The 25,541-nt window shown below is 49.9% G+C and carries 26 protein-coding genes, 1 tRNA gene and 4 pseudogenes; 24 read left to right on the forward strand and 7 right to left on the reverse strand.

Features of this window, described 5'->3' with window-relative positions; genetic code table 11:
* Positions 1–25: 25 nt before the first annotated feature.
* The 7 genes and pseudogenes from ACS0RQ_RS10305 to ACS0RQ_RS10335 form a co-directional block, all read left to right on the forward strand.
* Positions 26–300: pseudogene (locus ACS0RQ_RS10305) on the forward strand (IS1-like element transposase); the annotation flags it as partial.
* A 72-nt stretch (positions 301–372) separates the two neighbouring features.
* Positions 373–1,540: pseudogene (locus ACS0RQ_RS10310) on the forward strand (IS3-like element ISEc52 family transposase).
* Between the two features lie 24 nt (positions 1,541–1,564).
* Entirely contained in the window at positions 1,565–3,016 is a 1,452-nt protein-coding gene (locus ACS0RQ_RS10315; RefSeq protein ID WP_103281222.1) for a DUF262 domain-containing protein, read from the forward strand.
* Positions 3,009–5,051, forward strand: coding sequence for a DUF262 domain-containing protein (locus tag ACS0RQ_RS10320; protein ID WP_103281221.1), 2,043 nt, complete (start codon positions 3,009–3,011; stop codon positions 5,049–5,051). Before ACS0RQ_RS10315 ends, ACS0RQ_RS10320 begins: the two co-directional genes overlap by 8 nt.
* Positions 5,052–5,237: 186 nt before the next feature.
* A complete protein-coding gene (locus ACS0RQ_RS10325; RefSeq protein WP_334633469.1) occupies positions 5,238–7,352 on the forward strand; it encodes a DUF4011 domain-containing protein in 2,115 nt (704 codons plus the stop codon).
* Between the two features lie 21 nt (positions 7,353–7,373).
* A complete protein-coding gene (locus ACS0RQ_RS10330; protein WP_023279773.1) occupies positions 7,374–8,342 on the forward strand; it encodes an IS5 family transposase in 969 nt (322 codons plus the stop codon).
* Positions 8,343–8,400: 58 nt separating this feature from the next.
* A pseudogene (locus tag ACS0RQ_RS10335) lies at positions 8,401–9,327 on the forward strand (DUF4011 domain-containing protein); the annotation flags it as partial.
* An 18-nt stretch (positions 9,328–9,345) separates the two neighbouring features.
* Here the strand turns inward: ACS0RQ_RS10335 and ACS0RQ_RS10340 are convergent.
* From ACS0RQ_RS10340 to ACS0RQ_RS10350, 3 genes and pseudogenes are all read right to left on the reverse strand, one after another.
* Positions 9,346–10,494 (reverse strand): annotated as a pseudogene (locus tag ACS0RQ_RS10340) (IS3 family transposase).
* Between the two features lie 161 nt (positions 10,495–10,655).
* Positions 10,656–11,240: an inovirus Gp2 family protein gene (locus ACS0RQ_RS10345; RefSeq protein WP_103278979.1), complete on the reverse strand. Its 585-nt coding sequence runs from the start codon at positions 11,238–11,240 to the stop codon at positions 10,656–10,658.
* A gap of 433 nt (positions 11,241–11,673) precedes the next feature.
* Positions 11,674–13,131, reverse strand: a complete 1,458-nt coding sequence (locus tag ACS0RQ_RS10350; protein ID WP_103278980.1) for a YfjI family protein — start codon at positions 13,129–13,131, stop codon at positions 11,674–11,676.
* Between the two features lie 314 nt (positions 13,132–13,445).
* On the opposite strand from ACS0RQ_RS10350, the gene ACS0RQ_RS10355 reads away from it, so the two are divergent.
* The 13 genes from ACS0RQ_RS10355 (at position 13,446) to ACS0RQ_RS10415 (ending at position 20,398) form a co-directional block, all read left to right on the forward strand.
* Positions 13,446–14,333, forward strand: coding sequence for a GTPase family protein (locus ACS0RQ_RS10355; RefSeq protein WP_243207500.1), 888 nt, complete (start codon positions 13,446–13,448; stop codon positions 14,331–14,333).
* Between the two features lie 212 nt (positions 14,334–14,545).
* Entirely contained in the window at positions 14,546–14,704 is a 159-nt protein-coding gene (locus ACS0RQ_RS10360) for a hypothetical protein (RefSeq protein ID WP_045413303.1), read from the forward strand.
* A 125-nt stretch (positions 14,705–14,829) separates the two neighbouring features.
* Positions 14,830–15,297 (forward strand): YfjT/YkfB family phage-associated protein, encoded by a 468-nt coding sequence (locus tag ACS0RQ_RS10365; protein WP_103278982.1) that lies wholly within the window; start codon positions 14,830–14,832, stop codon positions 15,295–15,297.
* Positions 15,298–15,394: 97 nt separating this feature from the next.
* Positions 15,395–16,213, forward strand: coding sequence for a DUF932 domain-containing protein (locus ACS0RQ_RS10370; RefSeq protein WP_236906478.1), 819 nt, complete (start codon positions 15,395–15,397; stop codon positions 16,211–16,213).
* A 262-nt stretch (positions 16,214–16,475) separates the two neighbouring features.
* Positions 16,476–16,958: an antirestriction protein gene (locus tag ACS0RQ_RS10375; RefSeq protein WP_334634616.1), complete on the forward strand. Its 483-nt coding sequence runs from the start codon at positions 16,476–16,478 to the stop codon at positions 16,956–16,958.
* Positions 16,959–16,964: 6 nt separating this feature from the next.
* A complete protein-coding gene (locus ACS0RQ_RS10380; RefSeq protein WP_103281215.1) occupies positions 16,965–17,183 on the forward strand; it encodes a hypothetical protein in 219 nt (72 codons plus the stop codon).
* 44 nt (positions 17,184–17,227) lie between these two features.
* Positions 17,228–17,707: a RadC family protein gene (gene radC / locus ACS0RQ_RS10385; protein WP_103281214.1), complete on the forward strand. Its 480-nt coding sequence runs from the start codon at positions 17,228–17,230 to the stop codon at positions 17,705–17,707.
* 13 nt (positions 17,708–17,720) lie between these two features.
* Positions 17,721–17,942, forward strand: coding sequence for a DUF987 domain-containing protein (locus ACS0RQ_RS10390; protein WP_103281213.1), 222 nt, complete (start codon positions 17,721–17,723; stop codon positions 17,940–17,942).
* A gap of 22 nt (positions 17,943–17,964) precedes the next feature.
* The gene (locus ACS0RQ_RS10395) at positions 17,965–18,324 is read left to right on the forward strand and encodes a type IV toxin-antitoxin system YeeU family antitoxin (RefSeq protein WP_103278983.1); all 360 of its coding nucleotides are present in this window, start codon (positions 17,965–17,967) and stop codon (positions 18,322–18,324) included.
* 49 nt (positions 18,325–18,373) lie between these two features.
* Entirely contained in the window at positions 18,374–18,751 is a 378-nt protein-coding gene (locus ACS0RQ_RS10400; RefSeq protein ID WP_103278984.1) for a TA system toxin CbtA family protein, read from the forward strand.
* Positions 18,748–19,239 carry a DUF5983 family protein gene (locus tag ACS0RQ_RS10405; RefSeq protein ID WP_103278985.1) on the forward strand — a complete coding sequence of 164 codons (492 nt, stop codon included), beginning with the start codon at positions 18,748–18,750 and terminating at the stop codon, positions 19,237–19,239. The genes ACS0RQ_RS10400 and ACS0RQ_RS10405 overlap by 4 nt, the downstream gene beginning before the upstream one ends.
* 29 nt (positions 19,240–19,268) lie before the next feature.
* Complete coding sequence (locus ACS0RQ_RS10410; RefSeq protein ID WP_103278986.1) at positions 19,269–19,472, forward strand: DUF957 domain-containing protein; 204 nt, start codon at positions 19,269–19,271, stop codon at positions 19,470–19,472.
* Between the two features lie 83 nt (positions 19,473–19,555).
* Positions 19,556–20,398: a DUF4942 domain-containing protein gene (locus tag ACS0RQ_RS10415; RefSeq protein WP_103278987.1), complete on the forward strand. Its 843-nt coding sequence runs from the start codon at positions 19,556–19,558 to the stop codon at positions 20,396–20,398.
* 133 nt (positions 20,399–20,531) lie between these two features.
* On the opposite strand, the gene ACS0RQ_RS10420 is transcribed toward ACS0RQ_RS10415, so the two are convergent.
* Positions 20,532–20,619 (reverse strand) — tRNA-Ser (locus ACS0RQ_RS10420).
* Between the two features lie 271 nt (positions 20,620–20,890).
* On the opposite strand from ACS0RQ_RS10420, the gene ghrA reads away from it, so the two are divergent.
* From ghrA to ACS0RQ_RS10440, 4 genes are all read left to right on the forward strand, one after another.
* Positions 20,891–21,829 (forward strand): glyoxylate/hydroxypyruvate reductase GhrA, encoded by a 939-nt coding sequence (gene ghrA, locus ACS0RQ_RS10425; protein ID WP_271849103.1) that lies wholly within the window; start codon positions 20,891–20,893, stop codon positions 21,827–21,829.
* A gap of 85 nt (positions 21,830–21,914) precedes the next feature.
* A complete protein-coding gene (locus ACS0RQ_RS10430; protein WP_271849102.1) occupies positions 21,915–22,652 on the forward strand; it encodes a phosphatase in 738 nt (245 codons plus the stop codon).
* A 20-nt stretch (positions 22,653–22,672) separates the two neighbouring features.
* The gene (locus ACS0RQ_RS10435) at positions 22,673–23,227 is read left to right on the forward strand and encodes a TorD/DmsD family molecular chaperone (protein WP_271849101.1); all 555 of its coding nucleotides are present in this window, start codon (positions 22,673–22,675) and stop codon (positions 23,225–23,227) included.
* Between the two features lie 102 nt (positions 23,228–23,329).
* The gene (locus ACS0RQ_RS10440) at positions 23,330–23,812 is read left to right on the forward strand and encodes a DUF1097 domain-containing protein (RefSeq protein WP_271849100.1); all 483 of its coding nucleotides are present in this window, start codon (positions 23,330–23,332) and stop codon (positions 23,810–23,812) included.
* A gap of 35 nt (positions 23,813–23,847) precedes the next feature.
* Here ACS0RQ_RS10440 and csgG read toward each other — a convergent pair whose 3' ends face one another.
* The 3 genes from csgG to csgE are packed head-to-tail and all read right to left on the reverse strand — an operon-like array spanning position 23,848 to position 25,540.
* Entirely contained in the window at positions 23,848–24,684 is an 837-nt protein-coding gene (gene csgG / locus ACS0RQ_RS10445; RefSeq protein ID WP_193793778.1) for a curli production assembly/transport protein CsgG, read from the reverse strand.
* A gap of 26 nt (positions 24,685–24,710) precedes the next feature.
* A complete protein-coding gene (csgF, locus tag ACS0RQ_RS10450; RefSeq protein ID WP_193793777.1) occupies positions 24,711–25,124 on the reverse strand; it encodes a curli production assembly/transport protein CsgF in 414 nt (137 codons plus the stop codon).
* A gap of 26 nt (positions 25,125–25,150) precedes the next feature.
* Positions 25,151–25,540, reverse strand: coding sequence for a curli production assembly/transport protein CsgE (gene csgE, locus ACS0RQ_RS10455; RefSeq protein ID WP_271849099.1), 390 nt, complete (start codon positions 25,538–25,540; stop codon positions 25,151–25,153).
* Position 25,541 lies beyond the last annotated feature (1 nt).

The raw sequence follows: 25,541 nt of genomic DNA on the forward strand, positions 1-25,541 counted from the left end.
ATGATGGTGTTTTTGAGGTGCTCCAGTGGCTTCTGTTTCTATCAGCTGTCCCTCCTGTTCAGCTACTGACGGGGTGGTGCGTAACGGCAAAAGCACTGCCGGACATCAGCGCTATCTCTGCTCTCACTGCCGTAAAACATGGCAACTGCAGTTCACTTACACCGCTTCTCAACCCGGTACGCAACAGAAAATCATTGATATGGCCATGAATGGCGTTGGATGCCGGGCAACCGCCCGCATTATGGGCGTTGGCCTCAACACGATTTTCCGCCATTTAAAAAACTCAGGCCGCAGTCGGTATGAAGTGGTTTACTGAATTTGGCCACCTGAACAGAGGTGATATGCTCACCTCAGAACAACACAGGTGTCATAATGAAAAAAAGAAATTTCAGCGCAGAGTTTAAACGCGAATCCGCTCAACTGGTCGTTGACCAGAACTACACCGTGGCAGATGCAGCCAGCGCTATGGATGTCGGCCTTTCCACAATGACGCGATGGGTGAAATAATTACGTGATGAACGGCAGGGCAAAACACCAAAAGCCTCCCCCATTACCCCGAACAAATTGAAATCCGTGAGCTCAGGAAAAAGCTACAACGTATTGAAATGGAAAATGAAATATTAAAAAAGGCTACCGCGCTCTTGATGTCAGACTCCCTGAACAGTTCTCGATAATCGGGAAACTCAGGGCGCGTTATCCTGTGGCCACTCTCTGCCATGTGTTCGGGGTTCATCGCAGCAGCTACAAATACTGGAAAAACCGTCCTGAAAAGCCAGACGGCAGACGGGCTGTATTACGCAGTCAGGTACTTGAACTGCATGGCATCAGCCACGGCTCTGCCGGAGCAAGAAGCATCGCCACAATGGCAACCCAGAGAGGCTACCAGATGGGGCGCTGGCTTGCTGGCAGACTCATGAAAGAGCTGGGGCTGGTCAGTTGCCAGCAGCCGACTCACCGGTATAAGCGTGGCGGTCATGAGCACGTTGCTATCCCGAATCATCTTGAGCGACAGTTCGCCGTAACGGAACCAAATCAGGTGTGGTGCGGTGATGTGACCTATATCTGGACGGGTAAGCGCTGGGCGTACCTCGCCGTTGTTCTCGACCTGTTCGCAAGAAAACCAGTGGGCTGGGCCATGTCGTTCTCGCCGGACAGCAGGCTCACCATGAAAGCACTGGAAATGGCATGGGAAACCCGTGGTAAGCCCGTCGGGGTGATGTTCCACAGCGATCAAGGCAGCCATTATACGAGCAGGCAGTTCCGGCAGTTACTGTGGCGATACCGGATCAGGCAGAGTATGAGTCGGCGTGGAAACTGCTGGGATAACAGCCCAATGGAGCGCTTCTTCAGGAGTCTGAAGAACGAATGGGTGCCGGCGACGGGCTATGTAAGCTTCAGCGATGCAGCTCACGCAATAACGGACTATATCGTTGGATATTACAGCGCACTAAGACCGCACGAATATAATGGTGGGTTACCGCCAAACGAATCAGAAAACCGATACTGGAAAAACTCTAACGCGGTGGCCAGTTTTTGTTGACCACTTCATACCGCAGGAGGCATGATGGAGAGCATTAATAATCAAGTGCAGTCGGTACGCCAGTTGCTGGCCATTCCCCAACTGGCCATCCCAAGCTATCAGCGACCTTACCGCTGGGGCTCCAAGAATATCTCGGATCTCTTTACCGATTTGGCAACCCATCAGGACAAGAGCGCCTACCGGCTGGGCTCGGTGGTGTTTCATCAGCACACCGATAGTGAGCAGGGCGAGATGCTTGATATCGTCGATGGTCAGCAACGCACCCTGACCCTGATGTTGACCGTCAAGGCGCTGATCGAGGTGCTGGATAACGAAAATCGCAGTGGCAAAGAGAAGAGTATCCGGTTTCAACGTCAGGATCTGCGTGAGCAATTGCAGGTCTTGCGTGGACCTATCGATGCGTTTATGCAGCGCCAGCGCTTCCCCAGCCGGGATTCGGAGTTCAACCTCAGACGCAACTATCTGGAGTTGCGTCGGCTGGTGGCCCGCCCTGAGTTTGACGAGCAGCAAATTGACTTTCTGCTCAACCGCTGTCAGGTGGTCTGCTTTGTACTGCAGGATATCTCGGAGGCGTTCCAGTTCTTCGATTCGCAAAATGCCCGGGGGCGCGATCTGGCTCCTCACGATCTGCTCAAGGCATTTCACCTGCGCGAGTTTGCCGGTCATGAGGCCAATCTCAAGGCCGAGGCGGTCGCCCATTGGGAGCGCCTGCCAAGCGACGAGCTGGCCAATCTGTTCGCCCTCTATCTCTATCGGGTACGCCAGTGGGCCGAGGACAAGTCGGCCCGCTACTTTGGCAAGGGGGAGGTGGATCTCTTCAAGGGGGTCAACCTAGATCGGGTAGGGCATTATCCTTACGTGGAGTCGCTGCGCATCGCCCACCACTTTGTCGATGAGTACAACAGCCAGTACCAGCGCAAGATTGACGGCCAGTACATGACGTTTCCCTTTCATCTCGACCAGATGATCATCAATGGTCGGCGCTTTTTCGAGATGGCCGAGTACTACCAGACGCGGGTGGCCGCCATCGTGGCCGAGGAGTCTGATTCCGGCAAGGCGCAATCTGCCACCCTGCTCGGCGAAACGCTGACACCGATGGCCAGCAAGGTGCTATCGACCCTGGGCAGCTACGAGCGTCGCCACCGCACCGGGGATCGTTATGTGCGGGCCATGTTCGACTGCGCCCTGATCTTCTATATCGACAAGTTCGGCAGCCAAGGGCTGTCACTGGCCATCGAGAAGTGCTTTATCTGGGCCTATCGCTGCCGCATCCGCCAGCAGGTAGTGCAGTTGGCAACCATGGATAACTATGTGCTGGAGCACAATCTGATCAGTGCCATTCGTGATGCTCGTCTGCCGGGAGATCTGCACGGCTTCCCTTTGCCTAGCATGAGCAGTCGAGAGAACAAGAACAATCGCAATGGTGCCGAAGATGAGCTGGTCGGGCTGTTTCGGGAGATGAAATATTATGAATGATGCAGGCGTTCGCCCCTTTTCCATTCGTGCACTGCTTGAAGATCGCGCCCGCTATCTGGTGCCCATGTACCAGCGCAACTATGCCTGGGGTGAGGGAGAGATCACCCAGCTGCTGCAGGATGTGCTGGATTATCAGCAAAAATTGGTCAGTGGTAAGGGGCCGCAAACCTACTATATCGGCACCCTGGTGGTGTTTGCCCGGGACGATGGCAGTTTCGAGGTAATCGATGGCCAGCAGCGCTTTACTACCCTCTCTCTGCTGGCCAATTGGCTCAAACATCACGCGATAGATTCGGTGGATATGAGCTGGTATCAGACCATCAACCTCGCTTTTGAGAGTCGCCCGATATCGAGCCATACCTTCGAGCGCTTATGGCAGGGTGTTGCCCCCTACGATTTGCGGGGGAGTACCTTCAATGAAGGTTTGGTGAACGGTTTTGAGCTGATTGGCAAGGCAATGGCGGATCTTGGTTTGGTAGGGGCTAAACTGACGGCCTTTTGCGACTACCTCTTCAAGCATGTGCAGATCTCTCGTATCGAAGTACCCAAGGATACCGATCTCAATCACTTCTTCGAGGCGATGAACAATCGCGGCGAGCAGTTGGAAAAGCATGAAGTGATCAAGGCGCGGCTGATGGAGACGCTGAACCAGATACCCGAGGAAGAGCATCGTCGCCAAAGTATTCATATCCTGACCCGGGTATGGGATGCCTGCGCCAATATGGAGCGCTATATCCAGTACGGCTTTACCCCGCAAGAGCGCCACCGTCTGTTTGGTGAGAGCGACTGGGGTCAGTTTGTGCCCCGTGATTTTGCCCATCTGCTTGATCTGCTAGGATCCCCAAACACGGCCGACGCTGCCGATAAAAGCCGTGCAGCTGCCGGTAGCCAAGGGCGCACCTTGTTGGCCATTTTGCAGGATGACAAGCTTGATGGTGAGGAGACGGTGGAGGAGGAGAGCGCAGGCTCCGAGCGCTTTAACAGCGTCATCAACTTCTCCAACTTCTTGCTCCATGTGCTGCGACTCGTGAGCCGCGACCCGGGTGATACGGAGGGGGTGCCGCTTGATGATAAACAACTGGTCGATCAGTTTGAGCTGCGAGTGATAAGGCAACCGGATCCAGTAGCGGCAGTTCAGCGTTTTATCTATGGCCTGTTAAAGAGCAAGTATCTGTTTGATCAGTTCATCATCAAGCGCGAGTTTGCCGATGGCAAGGATAGTTGGAGTCTGAAGCGGCTGCACTGGTATTCGGAAAAGAGCGTCAGTTACATCAATACCTTTGACAAGGATGAAAATGAGAATGGTTTCTCTGGTGTTAACCGGCGGGTCCTGATGTTGCTGTCGGCGTTTCATGTGTCGACCCCGACCCTGGTTTACAAACATTGGCTGAATGGTGCACTGAGATATCTGTTCGACAATTGTCACCCTGATCAACCGGTGGATGCCGGGGCTTATCTGTCCTATCTGGAGAGTCAGGCTCGCCGCTTTGTCTTCCAGCGCTTTTTGGCGCCTGGTGAAGGGGCTTCCTATTACCAGATGCTCTACCTTGATAACGCCCTGTTGCCCGCCATCAATGTGGATGAGAGTTGGCACAAGGTGATTACATCCAAACTTCGCTTCGGTCATATCGAGAACAACTTTGTCTTCAACTTCCTCGACTATCTGCTGTGGGTACGAGATCGGAATAGCGACAAAGTTGCTGGCTCCTTTGAGTTCACTTTCCGCAGCTCGGTGGAGCACTTCTCACCCCAGCATCCGATGGATGGCTATAAACCGGTTGAGCAGAGTGCACTCCATTCGTTTGGCAACCTTTGCCTTATCAGCCACAGCAAGAACTCGCGCTTGAGTAACTTCCAGCCGCAACAGAAGCAGGAGCACTTTGAAGCAAGCCTTGCCAATAACCAGACTGATAGTCTTAAATTGCTTGCTATGATTCGGCTGATGAAAGATAAAGGTCGTTGGCTGGAAGATGAGATAGCTGTGCATCAACAAGATATGTTGCAGGTCTTACTATCCAATCAAATTCAGCAATAACTGATTGAATCTGTTTATGAAATTTGGCTGCTATCAACTAATGGGCGTTAAGTTGATTGTATGATCTGATTGATAAAGAAGGGGAGACTAAAAATCTCCTCTTCTTTGCAGCAGTTTACTGCGGTCTTTTTGTGATGCATCAGCATAAAACGTTTTACTTGTGGACCCTAAGAAATGGAGAACATAATGTCGACTGTAGATACCTCTACAGCAGAGGAACTCAATCAAGGAGGCTCAGATTTTATTCTGACTTCCCTCGAGGCTATGCGTAAGAAGTTATTGGACCTTACGTCTCGAAATCGACTTTTGAATTTCCCTATCACTCAAAAAGGGTCTTCACTACGTATTGTTGATGAATTACCAGAACAGCTTTATGAAACCCTTTGCTCGGAAATCCCGATGGAATTTGCTCCTGTGCCCGATCCAACTAGAGCGCAGCTGTTAGAGCATGGCTATCTCAAAGTTGGGCCAGATGGTAAAGATATACAGTTAAGAGCTCATCCTAGCGCTAAGGATTGGGCGCACGTCTTAGGAATCCGTACAGATTTTGATTTACCAGATAGCCATAAAACGGTTGTTTCTGATTCAGATAGAGAGTTGCTGGAAAAAGCCCATCAGTTTATCTTGCAATATGCCCAAGGCCAGAATGGAAAATTAACAGGGATTCGTTCTGAATACGTTAATCAAGGTATAGCTTTGTCAGCGTTGAAGGAGGCGTGCTGCTTAGCAGGCTATGAAGGGCTTGAGGATTTTGAACGACAGGCAAAGGCTGGGAATGAGATTAGTATATCTTCTTCCAATCCCTCTCATGACGATAATCGGATACAGGCTCTGCTTTATCCAAATGAACTGGAAGCTTGTTTGCGCGCCATCTATGGTAAGGCTCAAACTGCTTTGGAGGAGAGTGGCGCCAACATCTTGTATTTGGCGTTAGGGTTCCTTGAGTGGTATGAAAGCGATTCCTCTGAAAAGGCACGTTATGCACCGTTATTTACAATTCCGGTGAGATGTGAACGAGGAAAATTAGATCCGAAGGATGGTCTTTACAAGTTTCAACTTTATTACACGGGTGAAGATATTTTGCCCAATCTCTCTTTGAAGGAAAAACTTCAGGCTGACTTTGGCCTCGCTCTTCCTTTGTTCAATGAAGAGGAAACTCCAGAGTCTTATTTTGCTTCGGTGAAGAAGGTTGTAGAGCAGCACAAACCTAAATGGTCTGTGAAACGTTATGGTGCACTTAGCTTGCTCAATTTTGGCAAGATGATGATGTATCTTGACCTCGATCCTGCCCGCTGGCCTTGTGACAAGCGCAATATATTGTCTCATGAAGTAATTCGTCGCTTTTTCACCAGTCAGAGCTGTGGTCAAGAGAATTCCGGCTTACCTGGTGGCTTCGGTCAGCATGAGTACTGCATCGATAGTTACCCTGATATTCATGACAAGGTTCCACTAATCGATGATGCGGATAGCTCGCAGCACAGTGCGTTGATCGATGCTATCCGTGGTCAAAACTTAGTCATTGAGGGCCCTCCTGGTAGTGGCAAATCACAAACGATCACCAACTTGATTGCAGCAGCTCTGCTCAACGGTAAGAAAGTCCTGTTTGTGGCAGAGAAGATGGCTGCACTGGAGGTCGTCAAACGTCGCTTGGATCGTGCGGGGCTAGGTCAATTTTGCTTAGAGTTGCACAGTCATAAAACTCATAAGCGCAAGGTGCTGGATGATATTAATGCTCGCTTGGTGAGTCAGGCGACCATGCCTACTATGGAAGAGATTGATGCTCAGATTTTGCGTTATGAAGATCTTAAGCAGCAGCTCAATGAATATGCCGCATTGATCAATAACCAATGGGCGCAAACAGGCAAAACGATCCATCAGATTTTGAGTGGTGCAACCCGTTATCGTCACAAATTAGATATTGATGCAACAGCACTTCATATCGAAAACCTTTCCGGGAAGCAGTTGGATAAAGTGACCCAATTACGGCTGCGTGACCAAATAGTAGAGTTTAGCCGCATCTACAAAGAGGTTCGTGAGCAGGTGGGGGCTAATGCAGAAATATATGAGCACCCTTGGAGCGGTGTGAATAACACACAAATTCAATTGTTTGACAGCGCTCGTATAGTCGATTTGCTACAAACTTGGCAGACATCAATTATCGACTTTCAACATAGCTATCAAGAATATGTAGATAAGTGGGCGTTAGAAGGCGAAAGCCTTAATACGCTTCAATATATTGAGCAATTGGTAGAAGATCAGTCGAATCTTCCAGTGTTGTGTGGTTCAGAGCGGCTTTGTTGAATAAATCGAACTTTTGCTGAGTTGAAGGATCAGATCACGCATCTTCCCGACAACGCAGACCGTTCCGTGGCAAAGCAAAAGTTCAAAATCACCAACTGGCCCACCTACAATAAAGCCCTCATCAACCGTGGCTCCATAACTTTCTGGCTGGATGATGAAGCTATTCAGGCCTGGTATGAGTCAGCAACACCTTCTTCACGAGGCAGACCTCAGCGCTATTCTGACCTTGCCATCACGACTGTGCTGGTCATTAAACGCGTGTTCAGGTTGACCCTGCGGGCTGCACAGGGTTTTATTGATTCCATTTTTACACTGATGAATGTTCCGTTGCGCTGCCCGGATTACACCAGTGTCAGCAAGCGCGCAAAGTCGGTTAATGTCAGTTTCAAAACGTTCACCCGGGGTGAAATCGCGCATCTGGTGATTGATTCCACCGGGCTGAAGGTCTTTGGTGAAGGCGAATGGAAAGTCAAAAAACACGGCAAAGAACGCCGTCGTATATGGCGAAAGTTGCATCTAGCCGTTGACAGCAACACACATGAAATCATCTGTGCAGACCTGTCGCTGAACAATGTGACGGACTCAGAAGCCTTCCCGGGTCTTATCCGGCAGACTCACAGAAAAATCAGGGCAGCATCGGCAGACGGCGCTTACGACACCCGGCTCTGTCACGATGAACTGCGGCGTAAGAAAATCAGCGCGCTTATCCCTCCCCGAAAAGGTGCGGGTTACTGGCCCGGTGAATATGCAGACCGTAACCGTGCAGTGGCTAATCAGCGAATGACCGGGAGTAATGCGCGGTGGAAATGGACAACAGATTACAACCGTCGCTCGATAGCGGAAACGGCAATGTACCGGGTAAAACAGCTGTTCGGGGGGTCACTGACGCTGCGTGACTACGATGGTCAGGTTGCGGAGGCTATGGCCCTGGTACGAGCGCTGAACAAAATGACGAAAGCAGGTATGCCTGAAAGCGTGCGTATTGCCTGAAAACACAACCCGCTACGGGGGAGACTTACCCGAAATCTGATTTATTCAACAAAGCCGTTCAGAGCATTTCCCAGCACTTAGTGAGCTAGATTCACCCGATGCCATTGCACGGGTGCGTCACTATTTAGATAGGTTCGAGTTGCTACAAGGTCATTATGTGGCCTTGAGCCAGGTTATCGAGCCTCAAAAGCTACGACTTTTAGAACAAGGACAATCGTGTGACTTTCCTCGTGAAGAGCTGGAAAAATATGGTGCAGCAGAGGATTTCACTTTACGTGATTTGGTCAGGTGGCTTGAATCCATCCAATCAATTCATGATGAGTTATCATCTATTTATGCGCAATTAAACGATTTCAAAAATGCTTTGCCAGATGGTATTGCTTCGTATATCGATGATTCGCAAGCTGGATTGCTATTCTGCTCTGAGTTGTTGTCGATTCTGGGTGCTTTACCGACTGAGCTTATTAGAGTTCGAGATCCTCTTTTCGATGATGATGATATCGATGCAGTATTGCGCGACTTAATGTGTCAAATCGAAACATTGCGTCCTTTAAGAGATGGTCTATCTACTTTGTATCAATTGGACCAGTTGCCTTCCCAAGAGATGCTCGCGCATGCCGTTGCTGTTATCCAGCAAGGGGGATTATTTGCATGGTTTAAGAGTGATTGGCGTAGTGCCAAGGCACTGCTCATGGCGCAATCTCGTAAGCCTGACACTAAGTTTGCTGAGTTAAAACGCTGCTCAGCTGATTTGCTCAAGTATTCGGAGCTGTTACAACGGTTTGAACAAAGTGACTTTGGTAATCAACTTGGTAATGCATTCCGAGGGTTGGACACCGACTGTGAACAACTCATGTTATTGCGTGATTGGTACAAGAAGGTCCGAGCTTGTTACGGGATAGGTTTTGGAAAGCGAGTTGCGATAGGCTCTGGATTATTTAACCTAGATGGTGAGATTATCAAAGGTGTGCATTTAATCGAGAAATGAATCGCCACGGATAATCTAGACACTTCCGAGCCGTTGATAATACTGGTTTTCATATTCTGTCGGTGACATCTGTTCGCTAGAACCATGCCGACGCTTACTGTTATAAAACATTTCGATGTAATCAAAAATATCACTGCGGGCTTCTTCCCGCGTTCCGTAGATCTTTTTCTTTATCCGTTCACGTTTCAACAACTGGAAAAAACTTTCTGCAACCGCATTATCATGGCAGTTACCGCGACGGCTCATGCTACCCTCCAGGCCGTGTGATTTCAGGAACGACTGCCACTCATGGCTTGTGTACTGACTGCCCTGATCCGAATGAACCAGCACCTGTTTTTCGGGATTACGCCGCCATACAGCCATCAGCAGTGCGTTCAGGACAATGTCCTTTGTCATCCGGGATTGCATGGACCAGCCGATAATTTTGCGTGAGAACAGAATCAACAACAACGGCAAGATACAGCCAGCCTTCGTGGGTCCTGATGTAGGTTATGTCCGTTACCCAACGCTCATCAGGAGCATCCGGATTGAACTGTCGCTGGAGCCTGTTGGGTGACACGATACTGGCCTCGCCTTTACGTGCCCGCGGGCTTCGGTATCCGACCTGAGCCTTTATTCCGACACGTTTCATCAGTCTCCAGACTCTGTTTACTCCGCACTGTTGCCCGCTGTCACGCAATTCCAGATGGATTTTGCGATAACCATAGACGCATCCCGACTCCAGCCAGAACTGTTTAATCTGTCCTGTCAGTCTCAGGTCTGCCTGATGGCGTTGTGAATGCGGCTGCTGAAGCCAGGCGTAAAAACCACTGGGATGAACATCCAGCACCCGACAGAGCAGGCGAACAGGCCAGCAACAGGAGTTGTCACGGATAAAGGCGTACCTCAGTCGGACAGCTTTGCGAAGTACGCCGCGGCTTTTTTTAATATGTCCCGTTCGTCGGTAACCCGTTTCAGCTCTTTCTGGAGACGGCGGATCTCGGCCTGAGCATCTGACTGTTCTTTATTAGTGGAAGAATCCGGACCGTACTTCTTTATCCAGGCATAAAGGCTGTGGGTGGTGATATCGAGACGTGTTGCAACGCTGGCAACAGAATAACCGCGATCAACAACCTGTTTGACTGCTTCAGTTTTAAACTCTTCGGGATAACGCTTACCGCTCATGGGCACCTCTCTTTAAGCCATCTTAAATGACTCTGAGGTGTCTGTTAAACCCGTGGCGATTCACTTTGGATATGTCTTTCGTTCTACCATACACTGCTATCAGAGAAACAACTGCGCAGACTTACCCGGCAAAGTGATTTAAGTCCACCTTAGCCGACACTTTACCTGCGACTCATTCCAATGGATCTATAGCCATCGTCATAGTTCTTGGTGTGGTCTTTCGCCAGATACTCCATGCGCTTCAGTAATTTGGTAACTTCTTGCATATGATTAGGGGATTTTCTGTTTAAATAAAAACAACCGTTTTCAGTCATATTGGCTAAAGCTGCATATTGATCCGAATCGAGACCTAATGCACTGCACCATGCCTGCTGGATTAATGCGTATAAACTGTCATCGGCGTTATAGTTCCCGGCACCATGGTAGAAGTCTTTATTCAGCATCAGTAATACATGGTAATGTTTACGGCGGTTAAGTTCACCGACTTCACGTACCCATACATATCGTAACCTATTTGACCGATTACGTTTCCATCGTCGGTTCTTACGTTGGCAATCGACCAGTAACTTAGCTTTCAGTGATTCAATAAAACGAGTAACCTCTTTGTTTGAATCACCATACTGATAACGACGGGGAAAACGTAAATCAACACGTAGTGCTAACGTACGCGGAAACTCGTCTACTGCATTACGAATAACATCGTAAAATGCCTGCTGGTAATCAGCATTCAATGAATTATGTGGCATATATAAACCTGAATAAGTAATTTACTCAATAATTAGCATTGAGGTAAGTGCGAATAAGTAACCATACGATTAATTATCGTGGTAATGTTACATGCAGATATGTACAGGAAAATTATCGATTTGGTAATAATTAACCGTATGGTGTTACATGCTGAATATAATCAACTGTACGTATATAGTGTATTAGTATGTTAATAATAATTAATCTTAGTAGAGAGTGGATGTATTACTAACAAGTATAATATTACCAGTAAACATATATTACTATACCGACAGTATTTTTATCAGTGAAAATATAACAATAAGCCCCCCCCGCCTGAGTAAATCCCACGAAAAATGGTAAGCATGCTAATAAATTTACTCTGATATTAGTTTTCAACAATTTAGGGCATTTCCACAGGCTAACCTCGCGATTAGTTGCGATCAGTCGCAACTATCGCGGCCAGTAGTGCTTATACGCGGCATTTTTTGTAAATGGATTGTTACGAAAATAATGGCCTGCATAAACCATTCGTGCCTTGCGTCTTGAGCGGACGATGTCTATCGCGCCTTCCTTTTCAAGTCTATCAATGACTCTTTCCAGTAACTTACCTTTACGTAATACATTAGGCCCGGCATTTCGTATTGTATTAAATCTGACATGATTCATATCTGTTTCATTGAACTCACGACGCAGCCATGATAATAGCAGCGCCTCGTAGTAGCCCTCCTGAGCCCCAAAAACCTTTATCGCCTGTTGCATGTACCATTCACACAGCAACCAGGCATTTTCAACATATTCTTTTTTTATCGCGCATTCACCTTCGGTATAGTAACTCAACAGCGCGGCCAGACGTGCAACATTATTAGGAAGTTTGGATGCAAAATCATTCATGTTTGCATATTCCCTGTCGGGGCCAATACCGCTTTCTATTTCATCGTGAATTTCTTTCCACGCTTCCAGGGCTGAGGGCTCGAATGATAAACATGTCTGATGCCCGGTCCCGTGTTGAGAAGCACTTTTTTCTATCAGTTCATTCATACGTTGGTAGAAGCGATTAAGATTCTCCAGCTTACCTGACTGAGGGGAAGATAGACGACTAATAAAACGCTGGCCCTGTGTCGATAATTTCGTATCAATATACAAGATAAAACAGCGTGCAAACAAACCACTCCCGCGTGCATGTTCGCCCTTGCGTTTTAAAAAATCGTAAAATATTGCTTTTTGTACCATGACTAACAACGTAATACGTCCATTCTTAATCGTAAAACTCGGCCCTGTTTTCCGATTGACATGAAAACTTTCATCATCCCATATGGAGTTCATAAATCCCAAATCACTCATGGTCCGTCTGCTAAGTATATTAGCCCCCTCATCAGTTATTAGTCCTGTTTGTGGCGAGTGGGTATACATTTCAAACTGCAGGGCTTCAGGGGTGACATTATTATAAATATACCTTCTGGCTTTCGGTTGTACTGGCTTTTCAGCAGATAACTTTTCTAACTGCCGTGAAAGTTTATCTGTACATAGTCCTTTCATAGTGCCTTTATCAATGCATTTCAGAAGTGCATTTTCTTTCTTGCTCCATATTTTAGACTGGACCTCATGTTCTTTCTTCTGCTTTTCATACTGGAGTAATACACGCAGATCATGCTCATGAAAAGGTTTTAATAGCAGTCTTTCCACCGCTGTTTTTCTCTCGCCAGAATCTGCTATCACGAATGAATACAATGACACCGGAGACTTCATGGTGTCTGTTATTTTTACATTAATCAGGCTCTGACACGCCAGTGATAATCCACTCAGCAATGTTAATGCAATCATTTCCCCCGGGGCTTGTGTGCATTCCTCAATATCAAAAATAGTTTCACGTAATGACGTGGGGAAAGCGTTAAATGGAAACTCCTGCATGACAATACCTCCAGAAAATGTTGTTTTGATAATTGAAAACTAATCTGGAATGCGATCGCAAGTCAATATGAAAAACTGATATTTAGTCCAATCCGACAGCGTTGGACTAAATTAGTTAAGTGGCAACCTCTGGTGTTTTCATTCGCCTGTGCTTTCTTTATAAAAACACAGGCGAATAATGTCAGTACGGAGATATACTGCCAGGTAATATGATTTAAATAATTCTCAGATATATATCACCTCAGTGAATCCCCACCCGTTTTAATCCAACAGGTCATCCCCACCGGATGGCCTTTTTTCATTTAGAGGCCGATATGAAACATCCCTCGGGTTATACCCTTATCCGTCGCCATCTGCGGCGTTATCCACACGCGCTACGCCAGCATTTGCTGCTGGAGCTCAACCTACTCGTTACGTATGAACCGGTGATTGGCATCATGGGGAAAACCGGCGTCGGCAAATCCTCGCTGTGTAACGCACTGTTCCGGAGCGAAGTCTGTACTGTCAATGCCGTGGAAGCCTGCACCCGTCAGCCACAGCGTGTCCGGCTACGTTTCGGTAATCACTTCCTGACGCTGGTTGATTTACCCGGTGTGGGCGAGAGTGTTACCCGTGATGGTGAATACCGTGAACTGTATCGTGACCTCATGCCACAACTCGATATGGTGCTGTGGGTACTCAAGGCCGATGACCGCGCCTATGCGGTGGAAGAGCAGTTTCATCAGGACGTATTCGCGCAGTACAGCGGACCGCAGCCGCCGGTGTTATGGGTGCTCAACCAGGTGGACAAAACCGACCCCGCCGAGCAGTGGAACTGGCCGTCCGCCCAGCCCTCGGCGTTACAGGCCGAGCGTATTGCGCAGAAACAGCAGGCGGTGGCCCGGCAGTTAGGTATCGCTGAGCAGGATATTCTGCCGGTTTCGGTCAGGGGGCGCTATCGTCTGTCGCGTCTGGTGGAGGCCATGATTACCCTGCTCCCAAAGCAGGCCCGCAGTCCACTTGTGCCGCACCTGCAGAACGGGTATCGCACTACCAGTATCATCAGCACCGCCAGCAGCAGCTTTGGCGATGCCGTGGTGGACGTTATCGATAAGGTTATTGACCTGGCCCCGCTACCACAGGTGGCACGCATTGCACTGCAGGCTGCAACACACACTGTCGCCCGCGCAGCACGCTCCCTGTGGGGATTTTTCTTCAGCTAGTCACTTCGCTTTCGATGAGCGGCCTTGCCGTTTTCGATAAGTTTCTTTGTTTCATTACGATCGATTTTGTCGATCGATCCGATCGATACTCATCGTTGTACATGATTAATCCGGTAGCCACATAATCCACAGGGCATTATGTGATTTGTTAATTTTAACCATCAAAATCAATGCGATGTATTGCAGGGATTGTCACGCATTAAGGAAAGTATATGCCGTTAATTCTGTTATGGGGCGGTCTGGCCTTGTTGCTGGGTTTCGTGGCGTCCGCTAACGGACGCTCGTTCTGGGGCTGGTTCATTCTCGGTCTGATAATCGACCCGATACTGGCGGGGCTGCTGTACTGGCTTATTGCAAAGGACCGCACATGAAAACATTTCTTCGTCTGTTCGGTAAGTTCACCCGCTGGTACATCACCCTCATTATCTTTATGGCCTGCCTGCTGTTCATTATCACCACCCTGGGCAATATGGCTGGCTTCTGACAGGACACTCCAATGAAAAATAAACTGATTATTTCATTTTTACTGGCTTCAGTGCTGACGCCTTCTGTCTCGCATGCGTTTGGCAACCGTGATAGCTGGGTAAGTGGCTATGCGCAGGGAACGTCTGAATACACCATCCTCGGTAAAGGGCAATCACAACTTTATCTGGCCTGCGATAGTTCCGGCTCACAGCCAGCGACCATTATCTTCACTGATGTGAACGGCCATCAGGTCAGGATGGACAGCGGTCAGAAGCTGAAGATGAAAATTGATAGCGAAGAAGAAGCGAATATCAGCGAAAGCGAATCCCATGTGGGTTCAGACAATCTGATGTGGGCATGGAACAAATTACGTAGCGGCAGGAACGTCATTGTCTCGGGTACCGGTGCGAAACCAGCAGCGTTTACGCTCAAAGGTGCTGGCGCTGTTATTCCTGAATTTGGCAATAACGGCTGCGTACCGAAGTTTGCCCTTCCGTAAGTCTTATCCACAACCTTTAAAATATCAGTAACACATCCTCAGCGCCCTGCTCATCCGAGCGGGGCGTTTTCTTTTGTCTTTCAGAAAGGAAATAACCATGAAATTAGCCAGCCGCTTTGGTGCGGTGAACCTTGTTCGCCGCGACCGTCCGTTAACCCGTAATGAGCTGGCGCACTATGTGCCCAGTGTGTTCAGTGAAGAAAAGCATGAATCACGCTCAGAGCGATACACGTATATCCCGACCATCACCCTGCTCGACAACCTGCAGCGCGAAGGCTTCCAGCCATTCTTCGCCTGCCAGACACGCGTGCGTGACCTGAACAAACGCGAACACACGAAGCACATGCTGCGCCTGCGACGTGAAGGCCAGATAACAGGTAAACAGGTGCCCGAAATCATCCTGCTCAACAGCCATGATGGCTCCAGCTCATACCAGATGTTACCGGGTCTGTTCCGTTTTGTTTGTCAGAACGGTCTTGTCTGTGGTGAAAGTTTTGGCGAGGTGCGTGTGCCCCATAAAGGCAATGTGGTGGAGAAAGTCATTGAAGGGGCCTGGGAAGTACTGAGGATATTTGACCGGGTGGAGGAGAAGCGCGATGCGATGGAATCGCTTTTGTTACCACCACCGGCACAGCAGGCGATGGCAAAAGCGGCACTGACGTATCGCTTTGGTGAAGAGCATCACCCTGTTACCGAATCCCAGGTCCTCAGCCACCGCCGCTGGCAGGATAAAAGCAACGACCTGTGGACCACTTACCAGCGTATTCAGGAGAACCTGATTAAAGGCGGGTTGTCAGGGCGAACCGCGAAAGGGAAGCGTTCGCACACCCGGGCGGTAAAGGGTATCGATGGCGACGTGAAGCTCAACCGCGCCCTGTGGGTTATGGCGGAAAGCCTGCTGGAGAGTCTGGGTTAATGCCGCATATTCCGGATGGCGTGATACCGGTCACGCCATATCCGCTCCCCCTGACCGGTGAGCCCGGTTGCCGCTCCATCTCTGACGACGACCTTTGCGCCCGGTGCTCACACCTTCTGTATCGCCCCGGCGAACTCAGCCTGTGCAGAGTATTTCTGACAGAAGGGCTCTGGCCCTCATGCTGTGATGAGGATGGTTATGCACAGTCCTGCCCGTCACTCCATCTGAATAACGCGTTCTCCGGCCAATAAAAGGACATCACATGAACAACATACTCAATACCCCCCGCCCCCTGGCTGAATCAACAACGTCACCATGCCCTGAGACGGACGGCATCACGTGCACGCCTGTCCCTGATGAGCAACGTATTGCCTTCTGGCCACTGCACTTCGGGGGCATTCCACACTGGATAACCCTGGAGCCCCGTATCTTCGCGTGGATGGACCGTTTCTGCACGGATTACCAGGGTGGTATCTGGCAGTTTTACACCCTCAGCAACGGCGGGGCCTTTATGGTGCCTGAGCCGGATGACGGCGACGGTGACCCGTGGACATTATTCAACAGTATGAACGGTAACGATGCGGTCATGAGTGCAGAAGCCGCTGGCATTGCCGTCTGCCTGCTGACATACAGTCATCATGCCTGCCGCACGATGTGCAGCGCCATGACCGGGCATTACGACCGGCTGCGGGATTACGCCCTGCAGCACGCCGAAGCCCGCGCCATTCTCACCATTATTGACTGAGAAAAAATGGAACACGCTGCACTGTCCCGGCTTGATGCCCTGTGGGACGCGCTGACACAGGTCCCCGTCGAAGAGGATGAGGATGACGTGGTTATCAGCGAACCCTTTTTACACTTTCCGGCAGGTACCGGCATCACGACAGTCTGGGCATGGTTCGAAACCATGAACCCGGCCTTCACCGTGGCCCATAAGCTGTATGGCAGGTCCCCCTCCCGGCCGCAGTAGCCCCTGCCTCTATTTACTGTCCACCACTGACCCGCGAGAGCATCATGCCCGTATCATATTCCCCGACATGCAACGCCTTACCGTTAACAACTCAACGGACGGTTAAACGGGCGTTATCGTTACTTGAGCACCACCTGCGCGAGCCGGGTGCACCTTTCACGTCCACCAGCGCCACCCGTGACTGGCTGCGCCTGCACCTCGCAGCACTGGAACGTGAAGTGTTTATGGTGCTGTATCTCGACAATCAGCATCGCCTTATTGCTCATGAAATCCTGTTCACCGGTACCATCAGCAGTACAGAAGTCCATCCCCGCGAGGCGGTCAAACGCGCCCTGTACTTCAATGCGGCGGCGGTGATTGTCGCCCACAACCATCCTTCCGGTGACCCCACACCCAGCCAGGCAGACCGGTCTGTCACGCAACGCCTTATACAGGCCCTTGCCCTGGTGGACATTCGCCTGCTGGACCATCTGGTTGTCGGCGGGATGGATATTGTCTCGTTTGCCGAACGCGGCTGGCTGTAAGGAGATAACAGTGATGAAAATCATCAGCAAGCGTCAGGCGATGACAATCTACCGCCAGCACCCGCAGTCCCGCTTATTCCGGTTTTGCACAGGGAAATATAAATGGTCCGGCAGCGTCTGCCACTACGCGGGTCGCGAGGTGCAGGATATCAGCGGCGTACTGGCCGTCTTCGCTGAACGCCGTCAGGACCGCAACGGCCCGTATGTGACCCTGCGTTGTGTCACTTTGAATTAACCCACGTTTAAGGAGCGCTACATTGTCGAATAAAACACCGACAGCCAGCCACCACACCGAAGCGCCGTGGTGGGGGCTGAAACGCGATATCACCCCGTGCTTTGGCGCACGCCTGGTCCAGGAGGGCAACCGCCTGCATTACCTGGCCGACCGGGCCAGCATCACCGGGACATTCAGCGACGCGGATTTACGCCATCTGGACCAGGCCTTTCCGGTACTGATGAAACAGATGGAGCTGATGCTGACCAGCAGTGAACTCACACCCCACATTCAGCGCTGCATTATGCTCCACGCAAAAGGGCTGATATGTGAGGCCGATACGCTCGGCTCCTGTGGCTATTTGTTCATCGTAATTTATCCGACATCTGCAACAACTGCATAAATCCCGGACGCTTTTCCTGAGTTTAACCAACCAATAAAGAGCGCAAACCATGCAAAAACAATCCCTGTCCCCTCATAGGGCGGCCTCGTCACGTCTGTCGTCAGTCGAAATCTGGCGAAAATTACTGAAGTATCTGCTGAAACAACACTACGGTCTGATGCTGAACGACACACCGTTTAGCAACGAAGGTGTGATCCAGAAGCACATTGATGCGGGTATTTCAGTGTGTGACGCGGTGAATTTTATCGTGGAAAAGTACGACCTGGTACGTACTGACCGCCCCGGTTTCAGCGTGAAAGAGCAGCCTCCGTTTATCAGCAGCATTGATATTCTTCGCGCCCGTAAGGCTACCGGGCTTTATACCCGCAGCGGGTATAAAGCCGTTACCGACTTCACCACCGGTAAATACAGCGGGGAGGTCCAGTGAAGCTGTCCGTTAACGTGGAAGCCGATAGCATCAACGTTCTGGCCCTCAATATAGGCCGGATCGTTGTAGATATTGATGGTATTGAACTGGCTGACCTGATCAATGTGGTCTGTGACAACGGGTATTCGCTTCGCGTTGCTGACGAGCCTGGTAAACTGATCGTGGAAGATCCGCTGCCGCCCCTCGCCCGCGTTAACTGCATTCAGTGCAGCACCGCGCATATCACGGCGGAAGACAATGCTCTGCTGTTTACCCTTTCACACCAGCATGAAGACTTTGGCGAGTCGGAATGGATTAGCTATACCGGCTCGGGTTATCTGCTCTACCTGGGCGCATGGTCATTTCCGGTTTTACGCCTCAAACGCCTCGGTCTGTCGAAAGCCTGCCGCCGGTTAGTGGTGACGCTTATCCGTCACTACGCCGCTGGCATCATTCATCTGGATGCCTTTGGTGAACTGCTACCCGACTTTGCCACTTTTGACTGGTAGCCCTGCCTCAATCACCACAAGGCGTACTAATGCCAGAATTAACCACTGAAGCTGCTCTCAAAATTCTGATTGGCTGGCTGAAGGACAATATTGATTGTGGCAGTGAGATTATCTTCGATAACGACGAAGATAACACTGACTCTGCAGCCCTGTTGCCTTGTATTGAACAGGCATTACAGAACGTTCGCGATGTCCACCATCTGCAGCTTCTGCAACAGGCCAGAAGAGATTAGCCCTCCGAACCGTACTCACCACACCTGCATAAGCGCCAGCCCTTATCGGCTGGCGCTTTGCTTTTATACAGAGGACAGAAATGATGTCAGACCTTACCCTCACAGAACCCGAGGTTTTAGTCGGCCACACCGACGTGCTTTGTTCCACCAGCATTGAGCGCATCGTCACCGGACGTAATACCTCGATTACACAGATTGAAACGCTGATACAACAACTTGACGATATCTCGACACTAACTGGCAGCATCGGCGGCGGAAAAGCCAATGAATGGGGGGGACGGCAATACCGTTACGATTGCTGGCTGATGGAGAAAACAGACGTGGCGATGAAAGCTATTACCCGCAATCTCGATCGCGGTATATGGCGGGATTTGATGCAAAAGTCAGGGATGCTTTCGCTCATGGACGCCCTGGCACGCGACCAGTGGTATAACAGTCTTGAGAAAGAAGATATTCCGTCAGTCAGCGAAGCGAATATCCTGAGCACATTCAAACAATTGCATCTGAATAAAGGTGAGGTGTTTGAGCGGGGAGTCATCAACGTATTTAAAGGGCTTAGCTGGGATTTTAAGACCAATTGCCCCTGTAAGTTTGGCGCGAAAATCATCGTGACGGGACTGGTCAAATATGACCGATGGGGATTTGGGATTAACTGGGGCTGGCAACGTGACCGCCTGGCAGACCTTGAACGTATGCTGATGCTTCTGGATGGCAAGCCGGTTCCCGATAACCGCGCTGACGTTACCCGTCGTCTCGGCGATCATATCCATGAGAACAGGCACAGTACCCGCTATGAAGATGAGATGTTTGCGATCAAATACTTTCAGAAAGGCACAGCCCATATAACCTTTAAGCGACCAGAGTTGGTCGATAAACTGAATGGCATCATCGCTAGGCACTATCCGGGAGCACTGGCAGCGAGATGAAAGGGGAGTGCCCTGTCCGATGCCTTCGCAAGTGAGCCAGCGCAAGCCAGACGACAATGGCATACTGGATGGCATACCGGAAAGACGTAAAAAAGAAAAAGCGCATGTTAATTAATAACATGCGATCAGAATATGGCGGTGAGGGGGGGATTCGAACCCCCGATACGTTGCCGTATACACACTTTCCAGGCGTGCTCCTTCAGCCACTCGGACACCTCACCACATTGTCTTCCCGATGTTGTCGGGACGGGCGCTAATGTAGGGAAAACCGGCACTTCCGTCAATCTTCTTTTTCAATAAATTAGCGCGTTTAGACAAACTTCAATCAAGTTGCTTCTTAAATGTTCTGAAACTGGCTTTTTTCCCCGCGAAACACTTTTATGAAGACTTTCAGTGATATTTGCTAAGGTGATGTGTGAACATAAGCATCTAACAAAACGGCAAATAAACCCGACATTTACCGGGAAACAACACCATCAATCTGGAGCAGAAATGGAGATTATCTTTTATCACCCGACCTTCGATCCCGCCGCCTGGCTACCAGCATTGCGCAAGGCATTACCCGGCGCGAACGTACGTGAATGGCGCAAGGGTGATAATGGCCCTGCCGATTATGCTCTGGTCTGGCATCCGCCTGTTGAGATGCTGCGTGGCCGTGAGCTGAAAGGGGTGTTTGCGCTGGGGGCCGGGGTCGACTCTATTCTGAGTAAGCTCAAGGCGCATCCGGAAATGCTGGCACAACACATCCCGCTATTTCGCCTGGAAGATACTGGCATGGGGGTGCAGATGCAGGAATATGCGGTGAGCCAGGTACTGCACTGGTTCCGTCGCTTTGATGATTACCAGGCATTAAAACAGCAGGCCAGGTGGCTGGAGCTGGAAGAATATCGGCGTGAAGATTTTACCATTGGCATCCTTGGCGCTGGAATACTTGGGGCGAAAGTGGCCGCCAGCCTGAATGCCTGGGGTTTTCCACTGCGCTGCTGGAGTCGGTCACGTAAAGATCTGCCGGGCGTGGTCAGTTTTGCAGGGGCGGAAGAGTTTGGCGCGTTTCTGCACGGAACACGTATATTGATCAATTTACTGCCTAACACCCCAGAAACGGTGGGACTTATTAACCTGAGCGTGATAAACCAACTGGCGGACAATAGCTATATTATGAACCTGGCGCGCGGTGTTCACGTTGTTGAAGACGATCTTCTGCAGGCGCTTAATAGCGGCAAAGTCAAAGGAGCAATGCTGGATGTCTTTAGTCGCGAGCCGCTGCCAGCCGACCATCCGCTCTGGGCACATCCCCGTGTTGCCATGACGCCGCATATTGCGGCCACCACCCGTGCAGATGAGGCCATTGCTTTTATTGCTACTGTGATCGACAAACATGAACGTGGCGAAAGCGTGAAAGGTCGTGTCGATCGCATTCGCGGTTATTAATGACACTTACGTGTCAGGCCGGGTTTTTCATTAAAAATGGCGGCGATAACTGCTATCCTTGCAGAAACAACTACAGGAGAGTTTCATGTATCCCGTTGACCTGCATATGCATACCGTCGCCAGCACCCACGCCTATAGCACCCTGCAAGACTACATTACCGAAGCAAAGCAAAAAGGGATTAAGCTTTTCGCTATTACCGATCATGGCCCTGACATGGAAGATGCGCCACACTACTGGCACTTCATCAACATGCGTATCTGGCCACGCGTTGTGGATGGCGTAGGCATTCTGCGCGGCATTGAAGCCAACATCAAAAATATTGAAGGTGAAATCGATTGTAGCGGTCCTATGCTGACTTCGCTGGATCTGATTATTGCGGGTTTTCACGAACCGGTGTTTGCCCCACAGGATAAAGACACCAATACTCAGGCGATGATTGCGACAATGGCGAATGGCTATGCGCATATCATCAGTCATCCGGGTAATCCAAAATATCCTGTCGACATCCCGGCGATTGCCGCTGCTGCCGCGAAGTACAACGTGGCGTTGGAAATCAACAACTCTTCTTTCCTTCATTCGCGGAAAGGCAGCGAAGCGAATTGCCGTGCGATTGCTGCTGCCGTGCGTGATGCGGGCGGGTGGGTTGCGCTGGGTTCTGACTCGCATACAGCATTTACACTGGGTGAATTTGCGCAGTGCCGTGAAATCCTTGATGAGGTCAACTTCCCGGAAGACCGTATTCTGAATGTTACACCGCGCCGGATGCTGAGCTTCCTTGAAGCGCGCGGAATGACGCCCATTACTGAATTTGACGACTTTTAATTAGCCACTGGAATCATTGCATGAACGAATTTTCCATCCTTTGCCGCGTACTGGGTTCACTTTTTTATCGTCAGCCACAGGATCCCTTACTCGTGCCGCTCTATACCCTCATCCGTGAAGGGAAGTTGGCGCAAAGTTGGCCGCTGGAGCAGGATGAAATGCTGGAGCGTCTGCAAAAAAATTGTGATGCGCAGGCGTTGGCCGCTGATTTCAACGCGCTGTTTGTCGGCAACGAATGCCGCGTTTCCCCGTATCGTAGCGCGTGGGTGGATGGAGCTACGGAGGCCGAAGTGCGTGCATTTCTCTCGTCTCGCGGTATGCCACTGACAGACGCACCTGCGGACCATTTTGGTACGTTGCTGCTGGCCGCCTCCTGGCTTGAAGATCAGTCAGCAGAAGATGAAAGTGAAGCGCTGGAAACGTTGTTTGCAGAGTATCTGCTGCCGTGGTGTGGCACTTTCCTCGGCAAAGTGGAGGCGCATGCTACCACCCCGTTCTGGCGTACTATGGCGCCTCTGACGCGTGATGCTCTGTCTGCCATGTGGGATGAGTTGCAGGAATCCGCAGAGGAATAAATGTGACTTTAATCACATTTAAACTGCAACATGAAATGTGATATTGCAATTATTGCGCTTCCTGTCACATAAATAAGGTGCGTATCTGCTAAGATGCGCGCCATGAACATTCTCCTCTCTATTGCATTAACAACAGGTATTCTCTCCGGTCTCTGGGGTTGGGTTGCCGTCTCTCTCGGTCTGATCGGCTGGGCCGGATTCCTTGGCTGTACCGCCTACTTTGCCTGTCCGCAAGGTGGTCTTAAAGGGCTTTTAATCTCTGCCTGCACGTTAATGAGCGGGGTAGCCTGGGCGCTGGTGATTATTCACGGTAGCGCACTGGCTCCGCATCTGGAGATTGTAGGGTATGTCATGACCGGGCTGGTGGCGTTTCTGATGTGTGCCCAGGCGAAAAATCTGCTGCTCTCTTTCGTTCCGGGTACCTTCATTGGCGCGTGCGCGACTTTTGCGGGGCAGGGCGACTGGCGCATGATAGTGCCTTCGCTTGTGGTCGGGTTGTTGTTTGGTTACGCCATGAAAAACAGCGGTCTGTGGCTCGCAGCCCGTAACGCTGGTGGAATGACAAAAGAACAAAAAAAAGCGTGACGATTTAATCCGTCACGCTTTTTCTACGTTTGCTGTCAGGATTCCGGAGGCATCGCCGCCATCTCGCGATATTTAACCAGCACTTCGTTTTTGTTTTCTGCCTTGTTTTGCAGATCCCAAAGCCCACGGTCGATACCGTCGTTAATCAGTAAAATCACCCCTGTCTCAATCGCTGACATCAGGCAAAGCATGACCGGTTCGTTAGCCGTGTAGCCCACCTCGCCTTCCAGCAGACGCTGATAATCAATAAAGCGGAATACCCCGGCCTGCACTTCATAGGACAAAATAGTCTTGCTGGTATTCACCGACGAAAGCACTTCCCCGGTACTCACGTTGACCACACGCAGGTTAACGGCAATCTGATCGAGCTGGTATTGCGTATCCGCACCTATACCAAAATAACGCGCGCCAACGCCCCCCGATTTCACGTTACTTTCATAACCGATAATCGATCCCTCAATCATGACATTTGCTGCGGTCAATGACTGGAGCGGGAAGCGGTTATTAATTGCAACCGTGCCATTTTCCTGCGCTGCGCGAATGATTTTGCGCTCATTCAATAAATTCTGCAGTCCCTGGCGTTCCAGTGGAACAAACCAGCGTGAATCTTTTAGCGCCGTCACCAGCATGGAGGTCGCGCTCTGCGGAACGGCGGTCGAGAAGTTACTGGCCGGATAGGGTTTAAACTGCCCGGTTTCATCCTGAATGTTATACACCGACACATATATTTTTCCGGAAGGCAGCGGCAAATGTGTCAAGTCACTATAGCTTTGTGCCCGAGGTAATAACGTAGGTTTGGCGGCTTGTTTTGGCGGCGCAGTTAAGCATCCGCTTAATAAACACACGGCCAGAAGTATTAATAAGCGCTGCATGATTATTGTCCTGTAATGGCGATGCTTTAAAAATCGGTTGAACCGTTTTGTAAACCTGAAACCTGAATAGTCGACGTTTTGCCTGTTTTTCTGTCAGTTACATTTAATTGTAACTGTCCATCTTTGTTGGCAATATCAACAATAAAGTCGCTGGTTACCATTCGACCTGGTTTACCGGAATTTATATTTGTTAATAACCCACCCAGTATTTGTGATTGAATAGCCTGAGTGAAATTATCAAGCGCTGATGGGCTATCAACGCCAAGATCTTTATAGCTGGGATCTTTATAAGAATTTTGTGCCTGCGCGCTATTTAATAAAAATGCGCCATTATTAGGGTTACCACCGAAATTAGGATTACGGAACTGAAAAGTCATTTGTCCCGCCCAACTTAATGGTGTTATCAACATTAATGAAATGACGGCATATGCGATACGCATGTTACCCTCCGGATATTTATCGTGTTTTAGAATTCATCTGTCGCTAAATCGCGGGTGCTCAGTAGTGCCTGATCAATTTGGCGACGGTCGAGTGCTTCATGTGTCTGTGCAAGTGCAATATCAACGTTTTTTTCAAAATCACGCCGCGTTGGGAACATAAATGTTTGATAAACAACACTTTGATTAATAGTGATGGTTATCCAACTTCCCCAGCGAGCACTTGGTCTTTCATTGATAGTTAAATTCCCTGTCCAGGTACTTTCCCATTTATCACTAAAAGCACGATAAAAATCGTGTCCGATCGAAGAAACCGTATGGTCGGTTAATAAACCGGGAATCTCCACTTCGACAGCGTACAGATTCCCGGCGGCGAGCAATAATGTTGCTGCCGCAAGGTAATGCGATGCGCGTTTCATG

The sequence above is a fragment of the Phytobacter diazotrophicus genome (assembly GCF_052061655.1).
In the GTDB taxonomy this organism is placed as follows: domain Bacteria; phylum Pseudomonadota; class Gammaproteobacteria; order Enterobacterales; family Enterobacteriaceae; genus Phytobacter; species Phytobacter diazotrophicus.

Coding starts and splice junctions, on each gene's coding strand:
- ACS0RQ_RS10315 (WP_103281222.1), top strand. CDS start 1,565: ATGGAGAGCATTAATAATCAAGTGCAGTCGGTACGCCAGTTGCTGGCC.
- ACS0RQ_RS10320 (WP_103281221.1), top strand. CDS start 3,009: ATGAATGATGCAGGCGTTCGCCCCTTTTCCATTCGTGCACTGCTTGAA.
- ACS0RQ_RS10325 (WP_334633469.1), top strand. CDS start 5,238: ATGTCGACTGTAGATACCTCTACAGCAGAGGAACTCAATCAAGGAGGC.
- ACS0RQ_RS10345 (WP_103278979.1), bottom strand. CDS start 11,240: ATGCCACATAATTCATTGAATGCTGATTACCAGCAGGCATTTTACGAT.
- ACS0RQ_RS10350 (WP_103278980.1), bottom strand. CDS start 13,131: ATGCAGGAGTTTCCATTTAACGCTTTCCCCACGTCATTACGTGAAACT.
- ACS0RQ_RS10355 (WP_243207500.1), top strand. CDS start 13,446: ATGAAACATCCCTCGGGTTATACCCTTATCCGTCGCCATCTGCGGCGT.
- ACS0RQ_RS10360 (WP_045413303.1), top strand. CDS start 14,546: ATGCCGTTAATTCTGTTATGGGGCGGTCTGGCCTTGTTGCTGGGTTTC.
- ACS0RQ_RS10365 (WP_103278982.1), top strand. CDS start 14,830: ATGAAAAATAAACTGATTATTTCATTTTTACTGGCTTCAGTGCTGACG.
- ACS0RQ_RS10370 (WP_236906478.1), top strand. CDS start 15,395: ATGAAATTAGCCAGCCGCTTTGGTGCGGTGAACCTTGTTCGCCGCGAC.
- ACS0RQ_RS10375 (WP_334634616.1), top strand. CDS start 16,476: ATGAACAACATACTCAATACCCCCCGCCCCCTGGCTGAATCAACAACG.
- ACS0RQ_RS10380 (WP_103281215.1), top strand. CDS start 16,965: ATGGAACACGCTGCACTGTCCCGGCTTGATGCCCTGTGGGACGCGCTG.
- radC (WP_103281214.1), top strand. CDS start 17,228: ATGCCCGTATCATATTCCCCGACATGCAACGCCTTACCGTTAACAACT.
- ACS0RQ_RS10390 (WP_103281213.1), top strand. CDS start 17,721: ATGAAAATCATCAGCAAGCGTCAGGCGATGACAATCTACCGCCAGCAC.
- ACS0RQ_RS10400 (WP_103278984.1), top strand. CDS start 18,374: ATGCAAAAACAATCCCTGTCCCCTCATAGGGCGGCCTCGTCACGTCTG.
- ACS0RQ_RS10410 (WP_103278986.1), top strand. CDS start 19,269: ATGCCAGAATTAACCACTGAAGCTGCTCTCAAAATTCTGATTGGCTGG.
- ACS0RQ_RS10415 (WP_103278987.1), top strand. CDS start 19,556: ATGTCAGACCTTACCCTCACAGAACCCGAGGTTTTAGTCGGCCACACC.
- ghrA (WP_271849103.1), top strand. CDS start 20,891: ATGGAGATTATCTTTTATCACCCGACCTTCGATCCCGCCGCCTGGCTA.
- ACS0RQ_RS10430 (WP_271849102.1), top strand. CDS start 21,915: ATGTATCCCGTTGACCTGCATATGCATACCGTCGCCAGCACCCACGCC.
- ACS0RQ_RS10435 (WP_271849101.1), top strand. CDS start 22,673: ATGAACGAATTTTCCATCCTTTGCCGCGTACTGGGTTCACTTTTTTAT.
- ACS0RQ_RS10440 (WP_271849100.1), top strand. CDS start 23,330: ATGAACATTCTCCTCTCTATTGCATTAACAACAGGTATTCTCTCCGGT.
- csgG (WP_193793778.1), bottom strand. CDS start 24,684: ATGCAGCGCTTATTAATACTTCTGGCCGTGTGTTTATTAAGCGGATGC.
- csgF (WP_193793777.1), bottom strand. CDS start 25,124: ATGCGTATCGCATATGCCGTCATTTCATTAATGTTGATAACACCATTA.
- csgE (WP_271849099.1), bottom strand. CDS start 25,540: ATGAAACGCGCATCGCATTACCTTGCGGCAGCAACATTATTGCTCGCC.